Annotated in this window: 15 protein-coding genes and 3 pseudogenes; 11 read left to right on the forward strand and 7 right to left on the reverse strand. The window is 57.1% G+C overall.

The window, feature by feature from the left end:
• Positions 1-10: 10 nt before the first annotated feature.
• The 7 genes and pseudogenes from IVB48_RS23070 to IVB48_RS23100 all read left to right on the forward strand — a co-directional run bounded on the left by IVB48_RS23070 (position 11) and on the right by IVB48_RS23100 (position 6,571).
• Positions 11-771, forward strand: a pseudogene (locus tag IVB48_RS23070) (IS5 family transposase).
• A gap of 8 nt (positions 772-779) precedes the next feature.
• Positions 780-1,067, forward strand: a pseudogene (locus tag IVB48_RS23075) (transposase); the annotation flags it as partial.
• Between the two features lie 638 nt (positions 1,068-1,705).
• Positions 1,706-1,942, forward strand: coding sequence for a hypothetical protein (locus IVB48_RS23080; protein WP_247403231.1), 237 nt, complete (start codon positions 1,706-1,708; stop codon positions 1,940-1,942).
• 639 nt (positions 1,943-2,581) lie between these two features.
• On the forward strand, positions 2,582-3,454 hold the full coding sequence (aepX, locus tag IVB48_RS23085) for a phosphoenolpyruvate mutase (RefSeq protein WP_247403265.1): 873 nt from the start codon (positions 2,582-2,584) through the stop codon (positions 3,452-3,454).
• A 360-nt stretch (positions 3,455-3,814) separates the two neighbouring features.
• A complete protein-coding gene (locus IVB48_RS23090) occupies positions 3,815-4,615 on the forward strand; it encodes a phosphocholine cytidylyltransferase family protein (protein ID WP_247403234.1) in 801 nt (266 codons plus the stop codon).
• 7 nt (positions 4,616-4,622) lie between these two features.
• Positions 4,623-5,228 (forward strand): CDP-alcohol phosphatidyltransferase family protein, encoded by a 606-nt coding sequence (locus tag IVB48_RS23095; RefSeq protein ID WP_247403237.1) that lies wholly within the window; start codon positions 4,623-4,625, stop codon positions 5,226-5,228.
• Positions 5,229-5,461: 233 nt separating this feature from the next.
• On the forward strand, positions 5,462-6,571 hold the full coding sequence (locus IVB48_RS23100) for a histidinol-phosphate transaminase (protein ID WP_247403240.1): 1,110 nt from the start codon (positions 5,462-5,464) through the stop codon (positions 6,569-6,571).
• Between the two features lie 617 nt (positions 6,572-7,188).
• On the opposite strand, the pseudogene IVB48_RS23105 reads toward IVB48_RS23100, so the two are convergent.
• Positions 7,189-7,661: pseudogene (locus IVB48_RS23105) on the reverse strand (transposase); the annotation flags it as partial.
• 401 nt (positions 7,662-8,062) lie between these two features.
• A complete protein-coding gene (locus tag IVB48_RS23110) occupies positions 8,063-8,233 on the reverse strand; it encodes a hypothetical protein (RefSeq protein WP_247403243.1) in 171 nt (56 codons plus the stop codon).
• 22 nt (positions 8,234-8,255) lie between these two features.
• Between IVB48_RS23110 and IVB48_RS23115 the strand changes: the two genes are divergently transcribed.
• Positions 8,256-8,591: a hypothetical protein gene (locus IVB48_RS23115; protein WP_247403245.1), complete on the forward strand. Its 336-nt coding sequence runs from the start codon at positions 8,256-8,258 to the stop codon at positions 8,589-8,591.
• 151 nt (positions 8,592-8,742) lie between these two features.
• On the opposite strand, the gene IVB48_RS23120 is transcribed toward IVB48_RS23115, so the two are convergent.
• Positions 8,743-9,231: a hypothetical protein gene (locus IVB48_RS23120; protein ID WP_157642934.1), complete on the reverse strand. Its 489-nt coding sequence runs from the start codon at positions 9,229-9,231 to the stop codon at positions 8,743-8,745.
• Between the two features lie 160 nt (positions 9,232-9,391).
• Positions 9,392-10,384 (reverse strand): hypothetical protein, encoded by a 993-nt coding sequence (locus IVB48_RS23125; RefSeq protein ID WP_247403247.1) that lies wholly within the window; start codon positions 10,382-10,384, stop codon positions 9,392-9,394.
• A 377-nt stretch (positions 10,385-10,761) separates the two neighbouring features.
• On the opposite strand from IVB48_RS23125, the gene IVB48_RS23130 reads away from it, so the two are divergent.
• Positions 10,762-10,980, forward strand: coding sequence for a hypothetical protein (locus IVB48_RS23130; RefSeq protein WP_247403250.1), 219 nt, complete (start codon positions 10,762-10,764; stop codon positions 10,978-10,980).
• 447 nt (positions 10,981-11,427) lie between these two features.
• On the forward strand, positions 11,428-11,889 hold the full coding sequence (locus tag IVB48_RS23135; RefSeq protein ID WP_247403252.1) for a hypothetical protein: 462 nt from the start codon (positions 11,428-11,430) through the stop codon (positions 11,887-11,889).
• Between the two features lie 211 nt (positions 11,890-12,100).
• On the opposite strand, the gene IVB48_RS23140 is transcribed toward IVB48_RS23135, so the two are convergent.
• The gene (locus tag IVB48_RS23140; RefSeq protein WP_247403255.1) at positions 12,101-12,874 is read right to left on the reverse strand and encodes a hypothetical protein; all 774 of its coding nucleotides are present in this window, start codon (positions 12,872-12,874) and stop codon (positions 12,101-12,103) included.
• A 699-nt stretch (positions 12,875-13,573) separates the two neighbouring features.
• Between IVB48_RS23140 and IVB48_RS23145 the strand changes: the two genes are divergently transcribed.
• The gene (locus IVB48_RS23145; protein ID WP_247403268.1) at positions 13,574-14,815 is read left to right on the forward strand and encodes a cytochrome P450; all 1,242 of its coding nucleotides are present in this window, start codon (positions 13,574-13,576) and stop codon (positions 14,813-14,815) included.
• A gap of 654 nt (positions 14,816-15,469) precedes the next feature.
• Here the strand turns inward: IVB48_RS23145 and IVB48_RS23150 are convergent.
• Together IVB48_RS23150 and IVB48_RS23155 are read right to left on the reverse strand one after the other, a co-directional pair.
• Entirely contained in the window at positions 15,470-17,938 is a 2,469-nt protein-coding gene (locus IVB48_RS23150) for an ATP-binding protein (protein WP_247403258.1), read from the reverse strand.
• Positions 17,925-18,125, reverse strand: coding sequence for a hypothetical protein (locus IVB48_RS23155; RefSeq protein WP_247403262.1), 201 nt, complete (start codon positions 18,123-18,125; stop codon positions 17,925-17,927). The genes IVB48_RS23150 and IVB48_RS23155 overlap by 14 nt, the downstream gene beginning before the upstream one ends.
• Between the last annotated feature and the right edge of the window lie 529 nt (positions 18,126-18,654).

Here is an 18,654-nt window from a genome sequence, read left to right on the forward strand (position 1 = left end):
GGGGACTTCGATGCGCAAAGGACTGTTCTGGCTCAACGACAAGCAGTGGGCTCAGATAGAGCCGCATCTGCCAACGAACCAGACCGGCCCGGCGCGCGAAGACGATCGACGCATTATCAGCGGTATCATTCACATGCTCCAGTGCGGCGCACGCTGGCGCGATTGCCCGTCCGACTATGGCCCTTACACGACGATCTACAATCGGTTCAATCGCTGGGCTAAGCGCGGACATTGGCAGGCGATCTTTGAAGCGCTCGCCCGCTGCGGCAAGGACCGAGTGGCTTTGTCGATCGACTCCACCTCGATCAAAGCGCATCGCTCGGCGAGCGGCGGAAAAGGGGGGAGTGTGAACAGGCGATCGGCCGCTCGCGCGGTGGGCGGACCACGAAAATCCACGCGCTGAGCGACCCTGATTGCAAACCTTGCGCATTTCATCTCACTCCGGGACAAGCCGCAGACATTGCCGCAGGGCCGGCCCTTTTGAAGCTCGCGCCGCCCATGTCTTCCCTCATTGGGGACAAAGGCTACGATGGCGACGGCTTTCGCGCCGAAATCGTCAATCGCGGCGCGAAACCCGTCATTCCAAACAAATCCAACCGGGTAACCCTCCACAGCTTCAGCAAGCGCCTCTATAAAGGGCGCAATGTTATCGAGCGCTGTTTCTGCCGGCTCAAGGATTTCAGGCGTGTTGCTACTCGCTACGACAAACTTGCCAGAAACTTCTTGGCCGCCGTCCACCTCGCCGCTCTCGTCGCTTATTGGATCAATTGAGTCTGAACCCTAAGCCGACGACATCGGGTGCGAAGGCTTCTGGGCGCTTCGGCAAACAGGACTTTGCTTATCTGCCAGATGAGGATGTTTATCGCTGCCCGGCCGGTAAGCAACTCAAATAATATTATACCAGCGAGGAAGACGGCCAGAAGCTGCGCAACTATTGGACGAACGCCTGCAAAACCTGTCCACTCAAATCGAAGTGCACGCCGAGCCCGCAACGTCGTATCAAGCGGTGGGTGCACGAGGACGTTCTCGAACGCGCTCAGGCGCGGCTCGACAAGAATCTAAACGCCCCCGACATTGCGTCAGGATGAGTTCTGGTCGAGTGGCCGTAAAATTTGCCCAAATTGATCGGATTGCGGTAGCCTGAGCTCAACCGCGCTGGTCCGCGTCATGCAACAGTGTTTTTACACGACCAAGACCCGATCCAGGCGTTCAGCCCTGACGACATCGTTCGCGGCATGGCGCCCCGCGGCTGCCAAGGAGATTCTCGAACTCCATTTGAAGCGGCCTACGCCATTCTACGCGCAGGTGGCGGTGGCGCGCGATGCTCCACATTGAATGATTTCACTTCGCAGGGAATTGCGAGGGGTCGGCCTGCTTCTGGAGTAGCAATCCGAGCTCGCGTGCCTTCTTCCTTACTGAGGTGACATGGCGATCGAGCCCCGGCTATGTCAAAGGCCACGCGAATGGTCAAAGCAGGAGGCGCAGCGATTGATAGCTCTCGCGCGTCAGAAAACCTGCGCCGTCGGACCCGGTATCTGGGTTGGACTCCGCCCGGCGCCGACAGTGCGGTCGCGATGTGTGTCTCTGTCCTAATTCCCACATTTGCGAACAAACGCGCAGCCGTTTGTCGCCCCTCGGACAGACGGGCCAAATCCGCTCGGCTCCAACTTCACTATTGGAAGCAGTCATCGGTTGGGGAGACGAAATGGAACATTTCCTATTAATTGAGATGACGCGCGACAAATATGTCGAGCGGTGCAAGCAGCGGGCTTTCGATCATCTCGACCGAGCTGATGTTAGGAACTCGGTCGCCTCGTTTGTGCGCAATATGAACGCGCTTCCCGATTGCGAGTTGCCAAACTACTTGGCAATGCTTGGCGGTTCGCTTCTGACGGCGAACGATGCGCTCGGCCGGAGAACGCTCATTGAAGGATTGAGGTGATGGTCCGATGATCAAGCCAGCGAGGGTCTGGGCCCGGTCAATTTCTTGGGGAGGGGATGGCGCACTACCGAGCTTACCTTTTGGATCACGACCGCCACGTTATAAGCGTGGCCAATTTGCAGTGTGCCGACGAGCAAAAAGCACGGGAACGTGCTCAGCAGCTAGTTGATGCCAACGACATCGAGCTATGGCAACTCGACGGACGTATTGCGGTGTGTTTGAAGCCGCCACAAGCCGAGCCTCGCACGTGGCAGGACAGGCAAGACCGCGGCGCCCTACAGACAAACGAAACGTGCGTGAAAGTTAAGCGCGCGTCTCAGTCCTAGGCTTCGGTTGATTACGGATCACAGGCGCGGGATAGCTGGGGAAGACGCTCGGCATGGGCTGCAAGTTGCCGACATAGCGATTGACCACGCGGAAGATGACTCTTGAGCACTCCGACACGGAGCAGGTTTGCGGGCGCGGTCAACTACCAACCCTCGCAATTGATCTAGATGACGGAAGCATGTCACCTATCGATTGATGAAACGGCCGGTCTACACGTTAGGCCCGTCATCACAAGGAATTGGCATGCAAGACCGATTAGCATCTGTTCGCGCCAACGGCCCTGATCAATCCGCTGGTTCCTCACCTGCTGAAATGCTGCGGGCCGAAATCTGCTGCCGCAGAGAGCTATCGTTCCTCATGGAAGCGCATGATGGTCTCTCCGCCGCAATCGCTGAGCGCGCGGGGTTCAAAGGCCTCTGGGCGTCCGGCCTGTCAATTGCCTGCTCCCTGGGCTACCGCGATGCCAACGAAGCGTCGTGGAGCCAACTCGTAGATGTAGTCGAGCGGATCGTGGACTCGAGCGGACTGCCTGTGCTCGTTGACGGAGATGGCGGCTTCGGGAATTTCAACAATGCGCGCCTCGTGACACGCAGGCTCCGTCAGCGTGGAGCAGCCGGCGTGGCGCTCGAGGACAGTTGCTTTCCTAAGATGAACTCGTTTGTTGGGCATCGGCACCCCCTCGCCGATATCGACGAATTCTCTGGCCGCCTCCGGGCAGTGAAGGATACAGTCGCGGACGACTTGATCTTGGTGGCAAGGATCGAGGCCTTGATCGCTGGGCATGAGATGGACGAAGCACTTTCGCGCGCTCACGCCTACGCTGACGCGGGAGCCGATGCGATCCTCATTCATTCGCGAAGGAGCACCGCGGACGAAGTCCTTTCGTTCGCGCGCGCTTGGCAGAACAGACTGCCGGTCGTGATCGTTCCGACGAAATACTATCGAACACCGATCTCTGTATACCGAAAAGCCAGCATCTCTACGGTGATCTGGGCCAACCAGTCTATGCGAGCGGCAATAGCGGCAATGCGTCAAGTCTGCGGTCGCATCATCGCTGAGGAAAGCACCGCGAGCATTGAGCCGCACATCGCTACTCTCGAGGAAGTCTTCGAACTGTTCAAGTACGACGAACTCGCCCGTGCGGAAACGCGATATTTGCGTCCCGACGCTGAACTGCGCAAATAGGGTTTCATCGACACAGGAGCGCATTTTCGTTGTCCACCTACTGTCCTGGACTTCCTCCGAGCTGGCCAAGTTCGACTGCAATCTCAAATGCCTATCATTGCACTGAGATGCCCTGAGATAGCGTATCCCGCCTCACTCAACCTAAATGCGCACTTTCCATCTCGGCAGCTCGAGGCACCGGATCCAGCGCCTCCCTTCTCTCTGGTGAAAGGACCGACGAGAACCATTTGTCTGTCTTAACGCTTGGGCTCCATTTTCAGATGGCTCCGGCAGACCTGATCTCGCTTCAGCACGCCTGAGCCGGCGCAAGAAGTCCGTCGGTCTTTCACCTTAGAGGCGCGACGAAAAAGGAACTAAACTGTGACCGATGCTCCCAAGAACGCCATCATTCTCGCCGCTGGCTGCGGCTCTCGCCTGCGTCCTCTGACAGATCTGCGGCCGAAGTCGCTGGTCGAGGTCAACGGAACTTCGATTCTTCACAACGCTCTGCACAATCTGGAATCTGTCGGCGTGGAAGAGGTGACGATCGTGGTGGGTTACCGCAAAGACGCCATTCAATATGCCTGCGGTAGCACCTTTGGCGAACTCAAAATCAAATATGTCGAGTCGACCGTCTTCGACCGCACCGGAAGCGCCTATTCTTTGTGGCTAGCGCGCGACGCTCTTCTCTCCGGAGACTGCTTTCTTCTCGAGGGCGACGTCTTTTTCGAAGAGGATGCGCTGCGACACTTGATGGTCTGCCAGGGGACCGACGTAGCTGCAGTCGTTCCCTTCGATGATTCAATGGAAGGGTCGGCCGTTCTGTTGTCGAAGAGCGGCTTCATCTCAGGTTTCCGATTGAAGCAAACCGCGGCAGATCTTGTTGCGGACGGCCCAAAGCTTTTCAAGACGATGAACCTCCTACGGCTTTCAGCGCCGACACTCAAGGCAACGATCGTTCCGACACTGGACGATATCATCGCCGCTGGAGCTCGGCAAACCTACACCGAAGAACTTTTGGGTTATCTGATAGAGAGGCGAGGCCTACAGCTCGCCGCGGCGCGATGCGATGGCCTCAGCTGGTACGAAATTGATAACGCGGACGATTTGGAGATTGCCGAGCGCATTTTCAAGGACCGAACGAATGCCTACGCGGCGAGACGTGATTTGCAAACGAGGTGAGAGTTCAATGCTGAAATACCTTTGGGATCCAGCGAACGCGATAACGATCACAGGTCTTCTCTTTTCCTCCGCCAGCCTGTTTTTAGCTCTCTCTGACCGCCTGGAGCTATCTGTGGCAGCGGCGCTTTGGGCTGTTCTATCGGACCACCTGGACGGGTTTGTGGCAGGTCGCACGAAAGGTCGGGATCCAGATGTCGCAAAAATGGGAGCGAGCCTCGACGGGTTTGCAGATATCGTCTATGGAGCCGTTGTGCCTGCGGCAGTTGTGGTGCAAGTCAGCCAAGCTTCACAAGTCGCGTTTGCGACCGCAACCGCTCTACTGGTGACGGGAGCAATAAGGCTTAGCTACTTTGCGAACTTTGGCAGGTCGCGTGATGGACAGTTCTTGGGCATCCCCTTATCATACGACGTGCCGCTCCTGGCGCTTCTATTTCTTTTTAAGCCTCTTATTCCCGCTGAAGCATTTCCGGACGTCGTGAACATTGCCTTCTTGCTGCTCGCTATAGCGCATGTCGCGCCTCTTCGCGTGCCACCACTCAGCGCAACAATGTATACGGCAATAAGCATCTTCGCCGTCGCGTCATCGGTGGTTTTAGCCAGTCGCTCCTTTTGATTGCGGATGGAAGTATGATCCAGCGACTGGCCTTCTTGGGCTTGCAGGCTTCACTCCATGCAGCTCACATGATGACGTGTAGTCTCGTCAACCGTGGCGTGCACCAGACTTGTTGCCGAGAACATCTCCGCACGGATCGGCACTGCTCGATGCTTGTTCGCCGGGAGCTTGTCGGGAGATCGCGACCATCCTACGATTTTCGTTTGCCCTGAAATGTTGAGCTAGTCGCACTCATGAACACCGCAGCACAAATCGCCGTAACCCTTAGGCCGGACGAGGTTTCTGACCTGGTCAACCGATTCCCCGGCGGCTATTGGAAATATGACATCAAGGACTTCGTCCTTCTGGTAAATCCATATTTTCCGCCGCAGGCGTTCCTTGACGAACTTAAGAACGCTCTACCGCGGCTTATTACTTGCTATCCCTCTCCTAATGCGCAGCTGGTCCAGCTTCTTGCGGATGCGGTAAAGACGCCGGCTAATAATCTTGTCATTTGCAATGGCGTGGCTGAACTGATTCCCATCCTCCTTGGCCGACTGGGTATGCGGATTGCTGTCCCGGTCCCAACCTTCAATCCCTATGAAACCACAGCCTTGCCCGGGCGGTTGTCACGCTTTTTCCTGTCACCGCCAGATTTTGAACTCGATGTGCACCGCTATGCAGCATTTGCGCGTGCAAATGGTGTCGACGGCGCAGTCGTGATATCGCCGAATAATCCCACTTCGCGGATGGTTCCCTATGCGGATTTACTATATCTGGCTTCCGCGCTTCGAGCTCAACAGCAACTCCTACTGATCGATGAGTCATTTATCGAGTTTAGTGAGCTCGGGCGAAGTGCAAGCCTGGAAAATCACTTGCTGGAATTTCCCAATGTGATCGTTCTCAAAAGTCTTGGAAAGATTTACGGGACATGCGGTTTACGGATCGGGTATGCGGCATCAGCAAATGTACAGACGATGGACGAAATCAGAGCCGCCCTTCCCACGTGGAATGTTAATACGTTTGCTGAGTTTTTTCTAAGCAAGCTTCCTTACCTGGCGCACGCTGCAAAGCAGAGTTGGGTGAGGGTGGGCAGCGACAGGGACAAACTATACGCAGACCTGCGCAGCATCGACGGAATGAGAGTTCTGAAGCCCGACGCAAATTTCGTGTTCTGCGAACTCCCGCCCCATTGGCCGGATGGGGACGTGATCGCCTCAACACTTTTAAAAGATAGACGGATATTGATCAGGCACAATGGCGGCAAGACTCTTCAGAATGGCAAACGATTCCTGCGCATCGCAAGCCGCACTGAAGACGACAATAGGCTTTTGGTGGAAGCACTGAAAGACATCTCTGATTAGCGCAACCGACGCCGGTACTAAGCCTTCTCATGGCTGATCCAGAAGGAAAGAAACTTTAGTTTGGGGCCAGAGCTGCGATCACAGAAAACTCGATTACGCTTTTCTTCTATCTGGTCGGTCGAGCGGAATCAAAGCAGATCAAGGCGCCCCGGCAACCACATCGCGGGTCTCTTCGCGCGGTCGGCGACCACAATCTTCCAGCGCGGATCGGCTATGTACAGCACTTTTCATGCTTGCCTAATCTGGTATGTGACACAAGAGCGCGTCCGCGCTGGCGGACGGAAGTCCGCCACGCTCAATAAGGCGCGAAACTTGCCCCATCGGGTCACATGCCCATCCTCAAGCCACGCACACTGAGTCTGCTGTCCAAGTGCGAGCGTCGTTCTCCCGGACAAGCCTCATCATTTCCACCTTCGCGATGTTCTACCTCGCCCACCGGGCGTTGACCGTCTGAAAGCGGGTTCTCCCGATTCTCGGAACGAGGTATCTGCATTAAGTCGTCATGCGCTCGTCTATTGGTGTTGCCATCTCGTAGTCCGCCTGCCTCATGCCGCGAGCGACAGCTTCCGTTCCTTGTAGTCTCGCCCCCGACAATCGATAATCCTTAGTAACTCCGCTGTCCCGTTGCGCCCCTTGGCCGACGCGATGCCGAGTTCGGCCAGGTGCTCGCGCAGTGCATTGCTCAACATTGGTACGCTGGCGCACCAGCGATTGTCGGGTCCGGTGCAGCATCAAAACGGCTGCTGCTCCGTCGTCTCCTGACCGGGACAAAACCCATCGGCGGCCGCGTCACAGCCTCACAGATTGCAGCCGCATCATTCGCGTCGTTCTTACTGCGGTTGAGGTAGGCCTTCACATAGCTCGGAGGTGTCAGTCTGACCGTATGTCCAAGCGCCTGAAGTTCGCGGCCCCAATGATGCGCTGACGGTCATGCTTCGATCCCAACCAAACAACGTGGCTGCTGGCAAAAATACTCCAGCACCTTTGCCCGACTTACCCGCTTCATCAGGACCGCGCGCGTGACATCGATCCAATGCACCTGGAACAGCGACTTAGCCAAATCCCGACCAATCGTGCTAACTTCGCCCATGGACGGCTCCCTCAACGGGCAGATCACGCTTCCCAGCACGCCCGGCATGTTCCGGCGGTACCAACTTGGTCGGCTTGGCGATGTCAGGCGTGCTGAGCAACATCGCCGATGTCCCGACTGGTCACAAGTATGAACTGCAGATGAGGCAGTGACGACCATCTTCGAGACCGGCCGGTCCAGTGGCCCGCCGCAGCCTTGAGCAGCGGCATGCCATCGAGCGCCGGTTCGTCGGGCTCGACCAGATACGTCAGCAAGGCGCCAGGTGTATTGCGTTTGATTTTAGCCAGATCAGCGCGGCGTTACAGCATGATGCACCGCCGCGCGCCACGCAAGGCACCACCAGATGGCTTGCTACGACGACAAGCTGGGTGACAGAAACGATTACGGGAGACGACGAGGTATCACTGTGAGTAATCGTCACCACCCAAAGCCTCGAGGCGGGCTGCGATGCCGCTCATCCGGCGGGCCGCGTGTTGAAGCGCTACTATGTCGGTCGGCCCGGCGCCGGTCGCGAGATTGAGTTCGTTCTGCAGGTGCTGAAATTCCGCCTTGCACCGGTGTTCATCCATCATGGTAGCCGCGCGGGGAAGTTAAATGCCCGCACCAATCGAAGGCCTTTCTTCATTTTTCGTTTTGGTGGCCCTCATCGCTGGGGGAGTATTCCTTTTTGCCGTTGTTGCTTATGTCCTTAATCACACCAATATTGTCCGCCTGGCGATCAATGCTGGGTTGGTCAGGCTAGGAATATGGGCAATTGTGACTTGGCCGCATGATTCCGGCGCGTGGTTCATTGCCTTCTGTGCTTTTGCGATTGGCGGGTTCAATCTCTATTCAATGTTGTCGGAATACACTTCTCTTCTTCGTTCCGGTCGAATCGAAGCCTTCGACATGGCGGGTCTCGGGCGACCCGCAACGGCTCGAAGATTGTGATTGCAGAATAAGACTTCTCCCGGTGCTGAGATGACTTCGCTCGACCAACGACGTGATGAGGATGGCGGTCATGGAATTTTGCGCCCCTCTGGAGGTTCAGTGACTTGAAGGGAGTGAAGGCAACCGTCGAGAAGGCGACCTACGAACGCCATTACGGGGCTATGACCCGAATCGGGAAGAATAGAGCCACAATCACGAGACAAACGCCAAGTCCAGAGATCGCAAGGTTCATCGCAATCCAAAACTGATTCAGACGTAGAACACTCAGTTTCGGAAATTCTCGCGTGTTGTCATCATCCGCGATCCGTCTGATGCTTCTCAGAGGTGACCCTGGAAGCAGCGCATCATAGGCATCACGATAGCCCCGTGCGCGCCGCGTGTGTAGCTGTATCCGCTCGTATTGCTTCGCGGAAAACACTGCTCCGAACATGCCGAGCAGAACGAGTAGCAGTGCAGGCGGCAGGTCCAAAGGACTCAGCGTCTTGTCCGAAGTCATGAAGGCGATGACTGCGCCCGAAATGCCTATGAATGTAGATGCTACCGCCGCTCGTTGCGTCTCGTGATGACGCGCTTGGATCGAATTCTCTGAGTACATTTTCCAATGCGCATCGCGCAAAGTGGAGTCGTGTTCATCAGGCACTGGACCCTCCCGGCGTAGGAGCGAGTTTCCCAACAAATGAACGGGAATTAATGCTTTAGACCACAACATTAGCAGAAATGCCACGGGTTGATAGGCAGTCCCTATGTGCTCACCCCTGAAGGGAGTCTAGCCGAAAATCTGCGCCGGAATAGCGCCGCTGTTATTGGGGTCCACCCGTATACTTGTCAACCGTCGACATGAGCGGCTTCGAGGTCGACAGATCGAACATCAGCCCGAACCGACCATCGGGACCAGTCTTGTCCGGCTCGTCGATCAGCTCGTAGAGATCGATCCACTCGATGAACGAATACTGAGAGAACTTCGCCAGCATCGCATCCAGGTTTGAGTTGCAGGCCGACATCGACGCAGACGTCGAGGTGTTGACGAACGTTGAGTCGTAGATCTCGGCGCCGTTCATCTCATTGATGGCGACTGGAACGCCGTAGCTCGACAGCTTTGTGAACAGGTTGAAATTGGGACGAACTCCGCCCCAGTAGTTCGTCGGGTCCACGCCGGCATGCTCGTAATAGTGATAGCCGAGCACATCGACCTTGACGCCATTCGCCTTCATGAAGTCGATGTAGCCGAACATCGTCGATGTGGTGCCGACGATGCGCCGAAGGTTTCTGCCGGTGTCGCGGCGTACCTGCTCGATCGCGTCCGACATTCCCCGCAAGAGATTGGCGAAGTCGGCCATCGACGGATATGCAGCGAACTCGGCAGAGGCCCACCCCTCGCCGAACAACGGAGAGCCGTTGGCATCACGGACGGTCAGATTGATCTCATTACCAAGTTCCCAGTCGCCAACTGAAGATGCGAACTGGCGAACAAACGCCAGGGTCCGATTGTAGCCCTGGGAGTAGATCGCAGCAGCTTCGCCGGCAGGATACTTGCCGGCATCGGTCTTGTCGCCCCACATTAGCGGAAGCGCCAGAACAGGTTCAAGAGTGACGCCATAGTTGGCGGCAAGGCCCACGATCGAGGTGAAGCGCGTCGCTACCCATGGATCAGTGTCAGCCGCCAGAGGAATGGTCAGGCGGTATCGCTTGAGTTTATGTGCGGCGAGCGTCTTGAAGACGTCCTCGTCATTGATCTGGCGGTACGCCCCGGAGGCGAACATGGAGTGGCCATTGACGCCGATTTGAACTGTCAATTCTGTTCCTTGATTGCGCGAGAAAAGAAGAGGATGCCGTTTGCAGCAGATCTGATTTCGGGCGCGGCGGGGTAAAGGAGGAGAAACCCCCGCCGCAGTCGGGCCGTAGCAGTCGGCCGGCGCTCTGTGTCGCCGCTCTCTGTTCTGTACTCCGAGTATGGTTGTATTTTGGCCAACTCTCCCTGAGGGAGTGGAAGGACTGCCATTGCGCGAACCAAGTCGCATCGACAGTCGCGCAGATGAAGACAATCTTACGGAATAACCTTTACGAACAAACTATGCGTCTAACTACCGAGGAGAGCGAACCGCATGTTGCTAGCCACATAGATTGCGCCGAAAACTAACGCCGGCTGGAGGCAAGGCCAAGGGAACGGCTGATGCCAAGAACTATCCAGGAACAACTGGACCAGGTGGAACGTGATATCAAACTTTACACAGAATACGGTAATGCCGAAAAAGCACGCTTCGATCGCGAGTGTTACCTTTGGACCGCGGAAGATCGCATCGAGTGGCAGGAGACGCAGCTTTCCAATGCTCAATATCTTCGCGAATTAAACGACGAGCGCGTTGCGTTGCTTAAGCGGCTAAGGGGGTGAACGGCTGTTTGAGAATACGCGCAGCGCGGCTCCCTGATTGGATGAGAAGTGACCCGTGTGTTTTAGTGGCCACTTCGGAGGGGCCGCCAGATGATACTTAGGCCGATGTCGATAGGCGAAACACCCAAGACATGCGTTTTCTGCGGAGGGGGGCCGTTATCTCACGAACACATTTGGGCCGAATGGATACAAACCTACGTCTCACGAGCCTTTTCGAAGCGAATGCACACGGCTTCATTCAGTGGGACTTTGCACGCCGAACGGATTTGGAATGGCGACATGCTAACCGCCACGATCCCTTGTGTGTGCGAACGTTGCAACAGCGGCTGGATGAGCAGGTTGCAGACAAGAGCAAAGCCGCACATCGTTCCTTTTCTGCAGGCTACTTGGCCCACTCTAGATCGCTGGGCTTCAAGGTCTCTGGCGGCATGGATCACCATGTTCACAATGGTCTACGAATTCCGCGACCCCCGTACAGCAGCGATCCCTTCCAAGCAGCGTGATACCTTCCGAAGAACCAGAGATCCCATCGACGGCTGGGAAATCTGGATTGCGAAGATAAACCCCAACCGATGGAGAGGTCGCATCACGCACGTTGCAGGAACCCTCTACGACGTGAAGCATTCACCACTCAACGCAAGGCCCGACCATCAAATCACGACCGGTGTGATCGGCAATCTGCTCTTTCACAGCTACTACTTTGCCCCAGAACTCGATATGTCCATGCCGGAGATCGAGGAGTACGGTTCAGCCCTGGGACTTACTCGCATCTGGCCGACAACCGAGACGCCTCCGCACTGCCCCGTTCGCGTTCTATTCGATGCTGATGCGGAGAACGTGGCTTATTCCTTGATCAACGTACTCGCCAAAGTTTACGGCATCCAACCTCTTGTCCCCGTCCGAAATTAAAGTTTCCGAGCGGCAATGCCGGGTCCGCAAAATTGGCCCGCGTAAAGTCCAGCACCTGGCTGTCAGAAAGCCCGCTGTTCAGAAGCCGCGGCACCAGGTTGGTACGTACGCGGAATTCAAAGCGGCATAGAGCTCCACGAAGTCGGCCTGCACTGCCGCCCGGATCTGCTCGCGGGAGAGCCCGATGTTTAAATTTTGCTGCGCCTTTTTCTTAAGCGGCCGATCTCAGGATGTCGTTGAGCGACGCAAACCGAAACTGCTTCAGCGCGCTGCCTTCAGTCGCGTTGATGACTTCGACGCCGACGGCGCGTGCGGCCTCGTCCCAGCCTGCAAAGCCCGGAACGAATTCGCGCTGATAGATCTCGGAATCGCGGGCCGAGCCCTTCTCGTCGTGGCAGTGCTCCCGGTCCGCGACGATGCGCATGTCATAGCCGAGCAGCACTACCCGCGTCGCGCCGAGCGCGATCGCCAGGCTCACCGCGGTGTGGCGAGACGACCTCCCTTGCTGGATCACGTGCGGGCCGCGGCTGAAGCCCGGCAGCGCCTGGGGGTCGCCCTCGCCTTGTACGCGCTTGACCTTGTCCGGCATCTCGCGCTTCGCCGTTTGCGACATCGAGATCACCAGGCCATCCCAGTTCGCCACCAGCTGGCGCCGCGGCTCGTACCAGCCGGAATCCGTGAAGAACAGCACGCTCGCCCAGGGCGCCAGCACGGCCGACGAGTTGATGGCGATCGACCGCCGGCCGCGCACACGCTGGCAGATCTCCGCCGTGAGGCTCGGGCCCGACGCCAGGCAGAAAATCGCCTCGCCCTTGAACAACCAGGCGTAGTTGTCTTTTCCGGTATGCTTCAACCCAGGAATCCGTTTCAAGCGGCCGACCGCCACGATGTGCGAGCACGCTTGCCCAGTCACGTGTTCCAGCAACAGCGCATGCATCACCTCCCGGGTGTAGGGCGGGCTGGCGGGCGGGGGCGTCTTTTTCACTTCCGCACGTTCCGATCCCTGTACTGCCGGAGAAGCGCAGAGCGTCGCGCCAGAGGCGCCGTGCCTAACTATTGACGAGCTCCTGGCACAGATCGGGAGCACACGCCTGACCACACGAGCGAGCTAGACGATGCCCTTTATCAAGGAAGTAAAGTGGGAGCACGTTCCTAGCAGCACCAGCGGCGAGGATAGTAAATGGTGAAGCCGCGGCGGCCAAGGCCGTGCTTGGATCGGATCAGTTGGTTATTTGATGGCGCGCAAGGCGCCGAAGGAATTGTAGCTTTGGTCTTTGACATGCCGCTGGAACATTACCCAAGCGCCGTCCAAACATCTCCATCTTCTGTTTGATTGAACGCGCGACCGCGACCACCGCGTTGGTCCCCTGCCCGATCGCGTTGTTGAGATTGAGCATGCCGAAGTCAGGCCCTATTTCGCAGCGGCCACAATTCAAGCGGGCCGCCGCGAGTCTTCCGCAATGAGACGTGGCCGACTCATCTGGCGGCGTTCCGCTCGCATAGACAAAGTGGCGGCGATCTCGCTCCTGCCGGAACTGGTAGGGGCCGCCGCTGAGTTTTTTGAATATTCTTTGCCGCTTCGGCGAGACGCTCTTCCCAACTGAAGCACTCGGCACGCAATCCATGCGGTTACGACCTGTCGAGATCGGGTTCTCCAAAGAGAAAAGACCAAATGGACACGGTCATGAAAACGCCCTTTAACGTGCGCGGAGGCGAAGATGTGCGCGGCATCCCGTTGAGAGATCTAGATGTAAGCGAACCTAGACGATTTCAAGATGATAGCTTATGGCCCTGCTTCGAGCGGCTGCGAAGGGAAGATCCCGTTCACCACTGCCAAGACAGCCCATACGGACCATATTGGTCGATAACGAGATACCGCGATATCGTGGCCGTCGATACAAATCATAAAATATTCTCGTCAGAGCAAGGTGTCACGATCCTCGACGTGCCCGAGGAACATTGGACACCGAGTTTTATCAAGGCAGGTCCTCCCAAACATGCCGCGCAGCGCAACACCGTAAGTCCGATACTCGCACCGGACAATTTGGAAAAACTCGAGGGATTAATCCGCAGTCGCGCTAGAACAATCCTTGATGGCCTGCCGCGCAATGAAGCCTTCAACTGGGTCGATATGGTCTCGATCGAGTTGACGACGCAGATGCTGGCCACACTTTTCGACTTTCCGTTCGCGGATCGCCGGCTCCTGACGTACTGGTCGGACGTAGCCGTTGCAGCGCCGACGGTTGGGCAGGCGATCGACAGCTGGGGCAAGCGAAGCGCAATCCTGTCCGAGTGCTTGACATATTTTACTCGGCTTTGGCGGGAGCGGATAAATGCCGAGCCACGATTTGATCTCATTTCGATGATGGCGCACTCGTCCGGGACTCGGCATATGGAGCCACGTGAGTTTCTTGGCAATCTCATTCTACTGATCGTGGGGGGCAACGACACCACGCGCAATTCGATCACCGGTGGCCTGCTGTTCATGAACCAGCACCCCTCCGAGCTACGAAAGCTACGAGATAATCCCGCCTTGGTGTCGAGCGCTGTGTCCGAGATTATTCGGTACCAAACGCCCATCGCACATATGCGCCGCAACGCCACCGCGGACATTATCATGGGAGGCAAACAAATCAGGCGAGGCGACAAGGTTGTAATGTGGTACATCTCTGGCAACCGAGACGATGAGGTCATCGAGGACGCCAACAAATTTACGATCGATCGCAAGAACGTGCACCAACATCTCTCGTTCGGATACGGCATCCATCGTTGCCTTGGTCGACATCTCGCGCGGCTGCAGCTTAAAATCCTCTGGGAGGAGATACTGAATAAGCGCATGGAGGTCGAGGTCGTTGGCGATCCGGAACGCGTTGCATCGAACTTCGTGCACGGTTATTCCGCACTCCCGGTCCGAATCATAGTCTAGGCTGTGACGCCCTGAAATGATGCGTGAGCTACACGGCAGGACCGTCGTTGGGCTCTCTGATGACCAGTTACGCCATTGCACGCGGACTGGCGCGCGCCGCTGAAGATCGCCATCCCGGCTGGAGCCCGCACCTCTTGACCAACTTGGTCCGCCACTACGCTTCGCGTGACGCATCTCTCAAAGGCATCAAGTCCATGTCCGGGAACTCTGTCACAATCGGGTTCAGACCGGAGCACGGGCGTATAAGGTGATAGGTAAGCGGCAACGAGACCCGCAAGCCGGAACCTTTCGTCGCAGCGGTCCTCCGGTGCCGGCTTATCGCTTCGAAGACAGCCGGTCCGGCGAATGCACTGTTCGCGATTCAGTGGCCTTCTGCCCGCGCAGAAGCCGGCCGCCGACCGGCGTGCGGCCTGATCCTGAACCCCTGCGGCCATTATCGTCGGCACCAACCCCAGGTGCAGCGCCCATCATCATAGCGGTGTCAGGCCACAATGAATGCGCGATCATCGCGATCCGTCATCGGCGCTGCCGGTCGATCCAGAGCCCGCGCGGGGCGACGAGCGGACCAACTTCACCGCATGGTCCGGCCTCGAGGGTGCGTGGCCACAGGTTCACATACACGCGTCAGCGACGGTCTGGGCCGGGCGAGGAGCATCAGTTCTTCTTCGGCACGAGGTTGAGACTGACAGCGCTGCAACTGCAGCGGAGCACTTCCTTGTCACCCTTGATAGGCGAAACGCAGAGGAATTCGCCGCAATCGGTGTTGGGGCACTGCATCAGTTGAAGCAATTGTTGAAACGAACTCACGACCGCAGCGAATTCCTTCGATTGCAGGTCCGCCCAGGCGTTGTAGTGAACCGCCTTGTTGATCATCCACTCTTCGGACTTTGTCGCCGCCACCCGCTTTTTGGATTCTATCTGGAGCGCTTCGGCATCCTGAATATTTTTCCCCCACGAGGAGGCGGAGTCGCGCGCCTCTTTGAGACGGGCCTTCCATGCGGCTAACACCCCGGGCCAGAGATCGCCCAGGTCGTATTGTCCGTTTCCATGATATTCGATGCGAGCGCGCAGATTATCCGCAAGGATCGTCGAGGTGAACTCCAGATAGCGTCGCAAAGTCCCTGCCGCCAAAAATACATTGTCATTGGCGAGGTGTTTCTGGATCTGCGTCCAGACGTGACCCTCGTTCCAGACCTGTGGGCCACTGTCGACCGTCCAGCCGCCAAAGCTAAGAGTGCTCTGAACCAGCTTTTCGCTCTGCATGAACTTGAGCCACACGCCGTCGTGAGTGGTCAGGACAAACTGCGTGTTTGGAAATTTCTGCTTCAGGAGCGCGCAAACCTCACGACGATGGCCGGCGTCGACCGACATCAGCACATCGTCGAGGACGGCAAGCGTAAATCCGTCGCCGAGCGTGTGCTTCACCAGTGCAAGATAGAGGCAAAGCCCCATGCCATCCTGATGGCCCTCGCTGTGGTAGGCCCCCGGAGGAAATCTGCCTCGTCCGTAAAAGTCGACATCGAAGGCCAGTTTGCCCAATGATGCAGAGAGCTTGCCCTCGAACTTGGCCTCATCGTCGCGGTTGATGAAACTGTAGTATTCGGTGAAGTCCTTCTGCACCTTGTCGTAGATGCCTTCCAACATTGCGGTGCTGACCGTACCGTAGTGGCTAAACACTGCAGAAGCTGTTTCGGCCTGCTGGGCCACGATATTGAGGGTCTGCTGCGTCCCGCGGCATTGATCGTATTTCTCTTGGGCGACGATCAAGAATTCCTTGGCTTCTTCCTCCTTTGAAGGGTCGGAGAGCGTTTCGATATAGGCCGCCAGACGATCGGCGGGCTGAAGCAACTCGACCGCGGGCGATGCCCCCAGTCGACCAAGGGCTTGCAGCGCCTGGGCGATCGCTGCCGGGTCCCGGACGACCTTGTCTAGTGTGTCGCGGTCACCGTCGAGGGCCTTTGCGTGGGACCGCAGCGACGCGGCATCTATAGGAGGATTGGCCTTTTCGCACCATTCGGCCACCTTGCCCGCGTCAAGCGCCATCGCCCGCAGGTGAGCCGCGAGGGGGTCGATCGCCAGCGCCAGTTGCTTCAATGCCGTCGAGGCTGCATCTGCCTTTGCGATCTTCTCTTGAAGATGTGTTGCCAGGAGGGCCATCTCCCAGGGACCGTCGCACAGTGGACAAGCGTCTCCTTCGACCAGCTCAAGACCCCGCTCAACCAAAGCGCGCTGCTTGACAACCCTTAACAGAGCCGGATCGTCCGTGAGCTGGGCGAGAGCGGCGACTGCATCCGACTTTGCGCCAGTTATGGTTGTTTCCTGTGAGACAGCCAGCCTCTTCAGGAAGCTCGCAAGGTCATTCTTGGCGCCGAGCTTGGAGAATGGCTGCGGCGCCTCGTGCTCGGCATCTGGATTGATGCCTACCTTCAAGGCATTTTCCGGCGCGAGGTCCGCCACAGGATCGAGCTTCAGCACAGCTCGACGAGCATTTACAGAAGCAAGCAGATCAGTTTTGTTTGGAGTGGCAATGCCGAGATGGTGCAAGAAATCGGACTTGGTCCGCCGATCCTCCACCTCGGCCCTTCCGTGGTCGCGTTTTGCATCGTTGGCGACGCGTTGGAGTGAGACCCGCAGCTTTTCGAGCTGATCAAGGCGCAGCAGCTCTTGGACGTATTGTGATCGTTTGCCTGCAGGAACGAGAATATATTTGATGATTTCTCGACGAGACAGGGCAAACTCAGGATGGGTTTCGAGCTGCGCCAGAAGCGCCCTGGTTTCAGCACTGCTCGGCTTGAGTACCGCGGCGCCTGGATTCTTGACGCTCCGCTCGATTATGAAGCTCTTTTTGAGAGCGGGCGCATAGACCTGCAGGCGAACGAGCGCGGTTTCGGGCTTTTTGCTCGCGTCGACATGTGGAGCGTGCGCCTTGACACTCAGCTCCGCCGTGCCCGCACCGCCGAGACGAGTGATGTTTCCGGTGAGGGCAAATTCGATCGCATCCACGATGCCGCTCTTGCCAGTACCGTTCGGCCCCGCAATGCCAAAACTCCTTCGGCCCAACGAGCGCTTGAGATGACGAATTCCACGGAACTCGACAATTTCGATTTCTTCAATCTGGATCATTGCTCGGCTCAGCAGCATTGAAAATGGCCGCCCGTAGGCTCTCGGCGTCCAATTGATGATCCGCCAGTGCCTTTCGCAGCGCCGACAAAGACGCCCGCGAAAGGGTTTTCTGGTCCTCGATCTTTTTCAAGAAGGCATCGACAACGGATGAGACCGTAGATGAAAAGGGAAGATCGTCAGCGGCCATATGGTTGCTATTCCTGGGCTGGCCACCTGCTTTTGTGCGGCAGCGTCAATCGCGAGACGTCTCGACAAACGCGATTCCGGACGTGGTCCTAGTGGTTGTGCACAATGCGCCACTATCGCTTACGTTACTAGCCCTGCAAAGCCGCCCAGAACGCTTCGCCAAATGAATTGAGATTAGAACTGAGCCACCCATCTGGCACGATGAAGCCGACTTGAAAGCGCTACCTGAAAATCAATCAAGCCGACCGATCACCATCGAAAAAAACTGCGGTGACCTCGGCTTGAGTTTGACTTGAACTGAGTCAGCGAGCACACCGCGGAGGCCAAGCCGACGCGAACGAAGCAAAGAACGCTGCCCTCTCAAGCTTGACATATTATCCTGCCCCAGACCCGTGGCGGGGCTCGTTTTTACCCGCCACGGCAGCTGCGAACTAGGGTCTGTTGGGATTCATCTGGAGTTTATCGCGGCCGCGGCCAGATAGATCATTGAAGTGAAGCTCTGGTCGGTCTTGTCGGCGCGCATTGCGATG

Source organism: Bradyrhizobium sp. 76 (assembly GCF_023073025.1).
Lineage (GTDB): Bacteria > Pseudomonadota > Alphaproteobacteria > Rhizobiales > Xanthobacteraceae > Bradyrhizobium.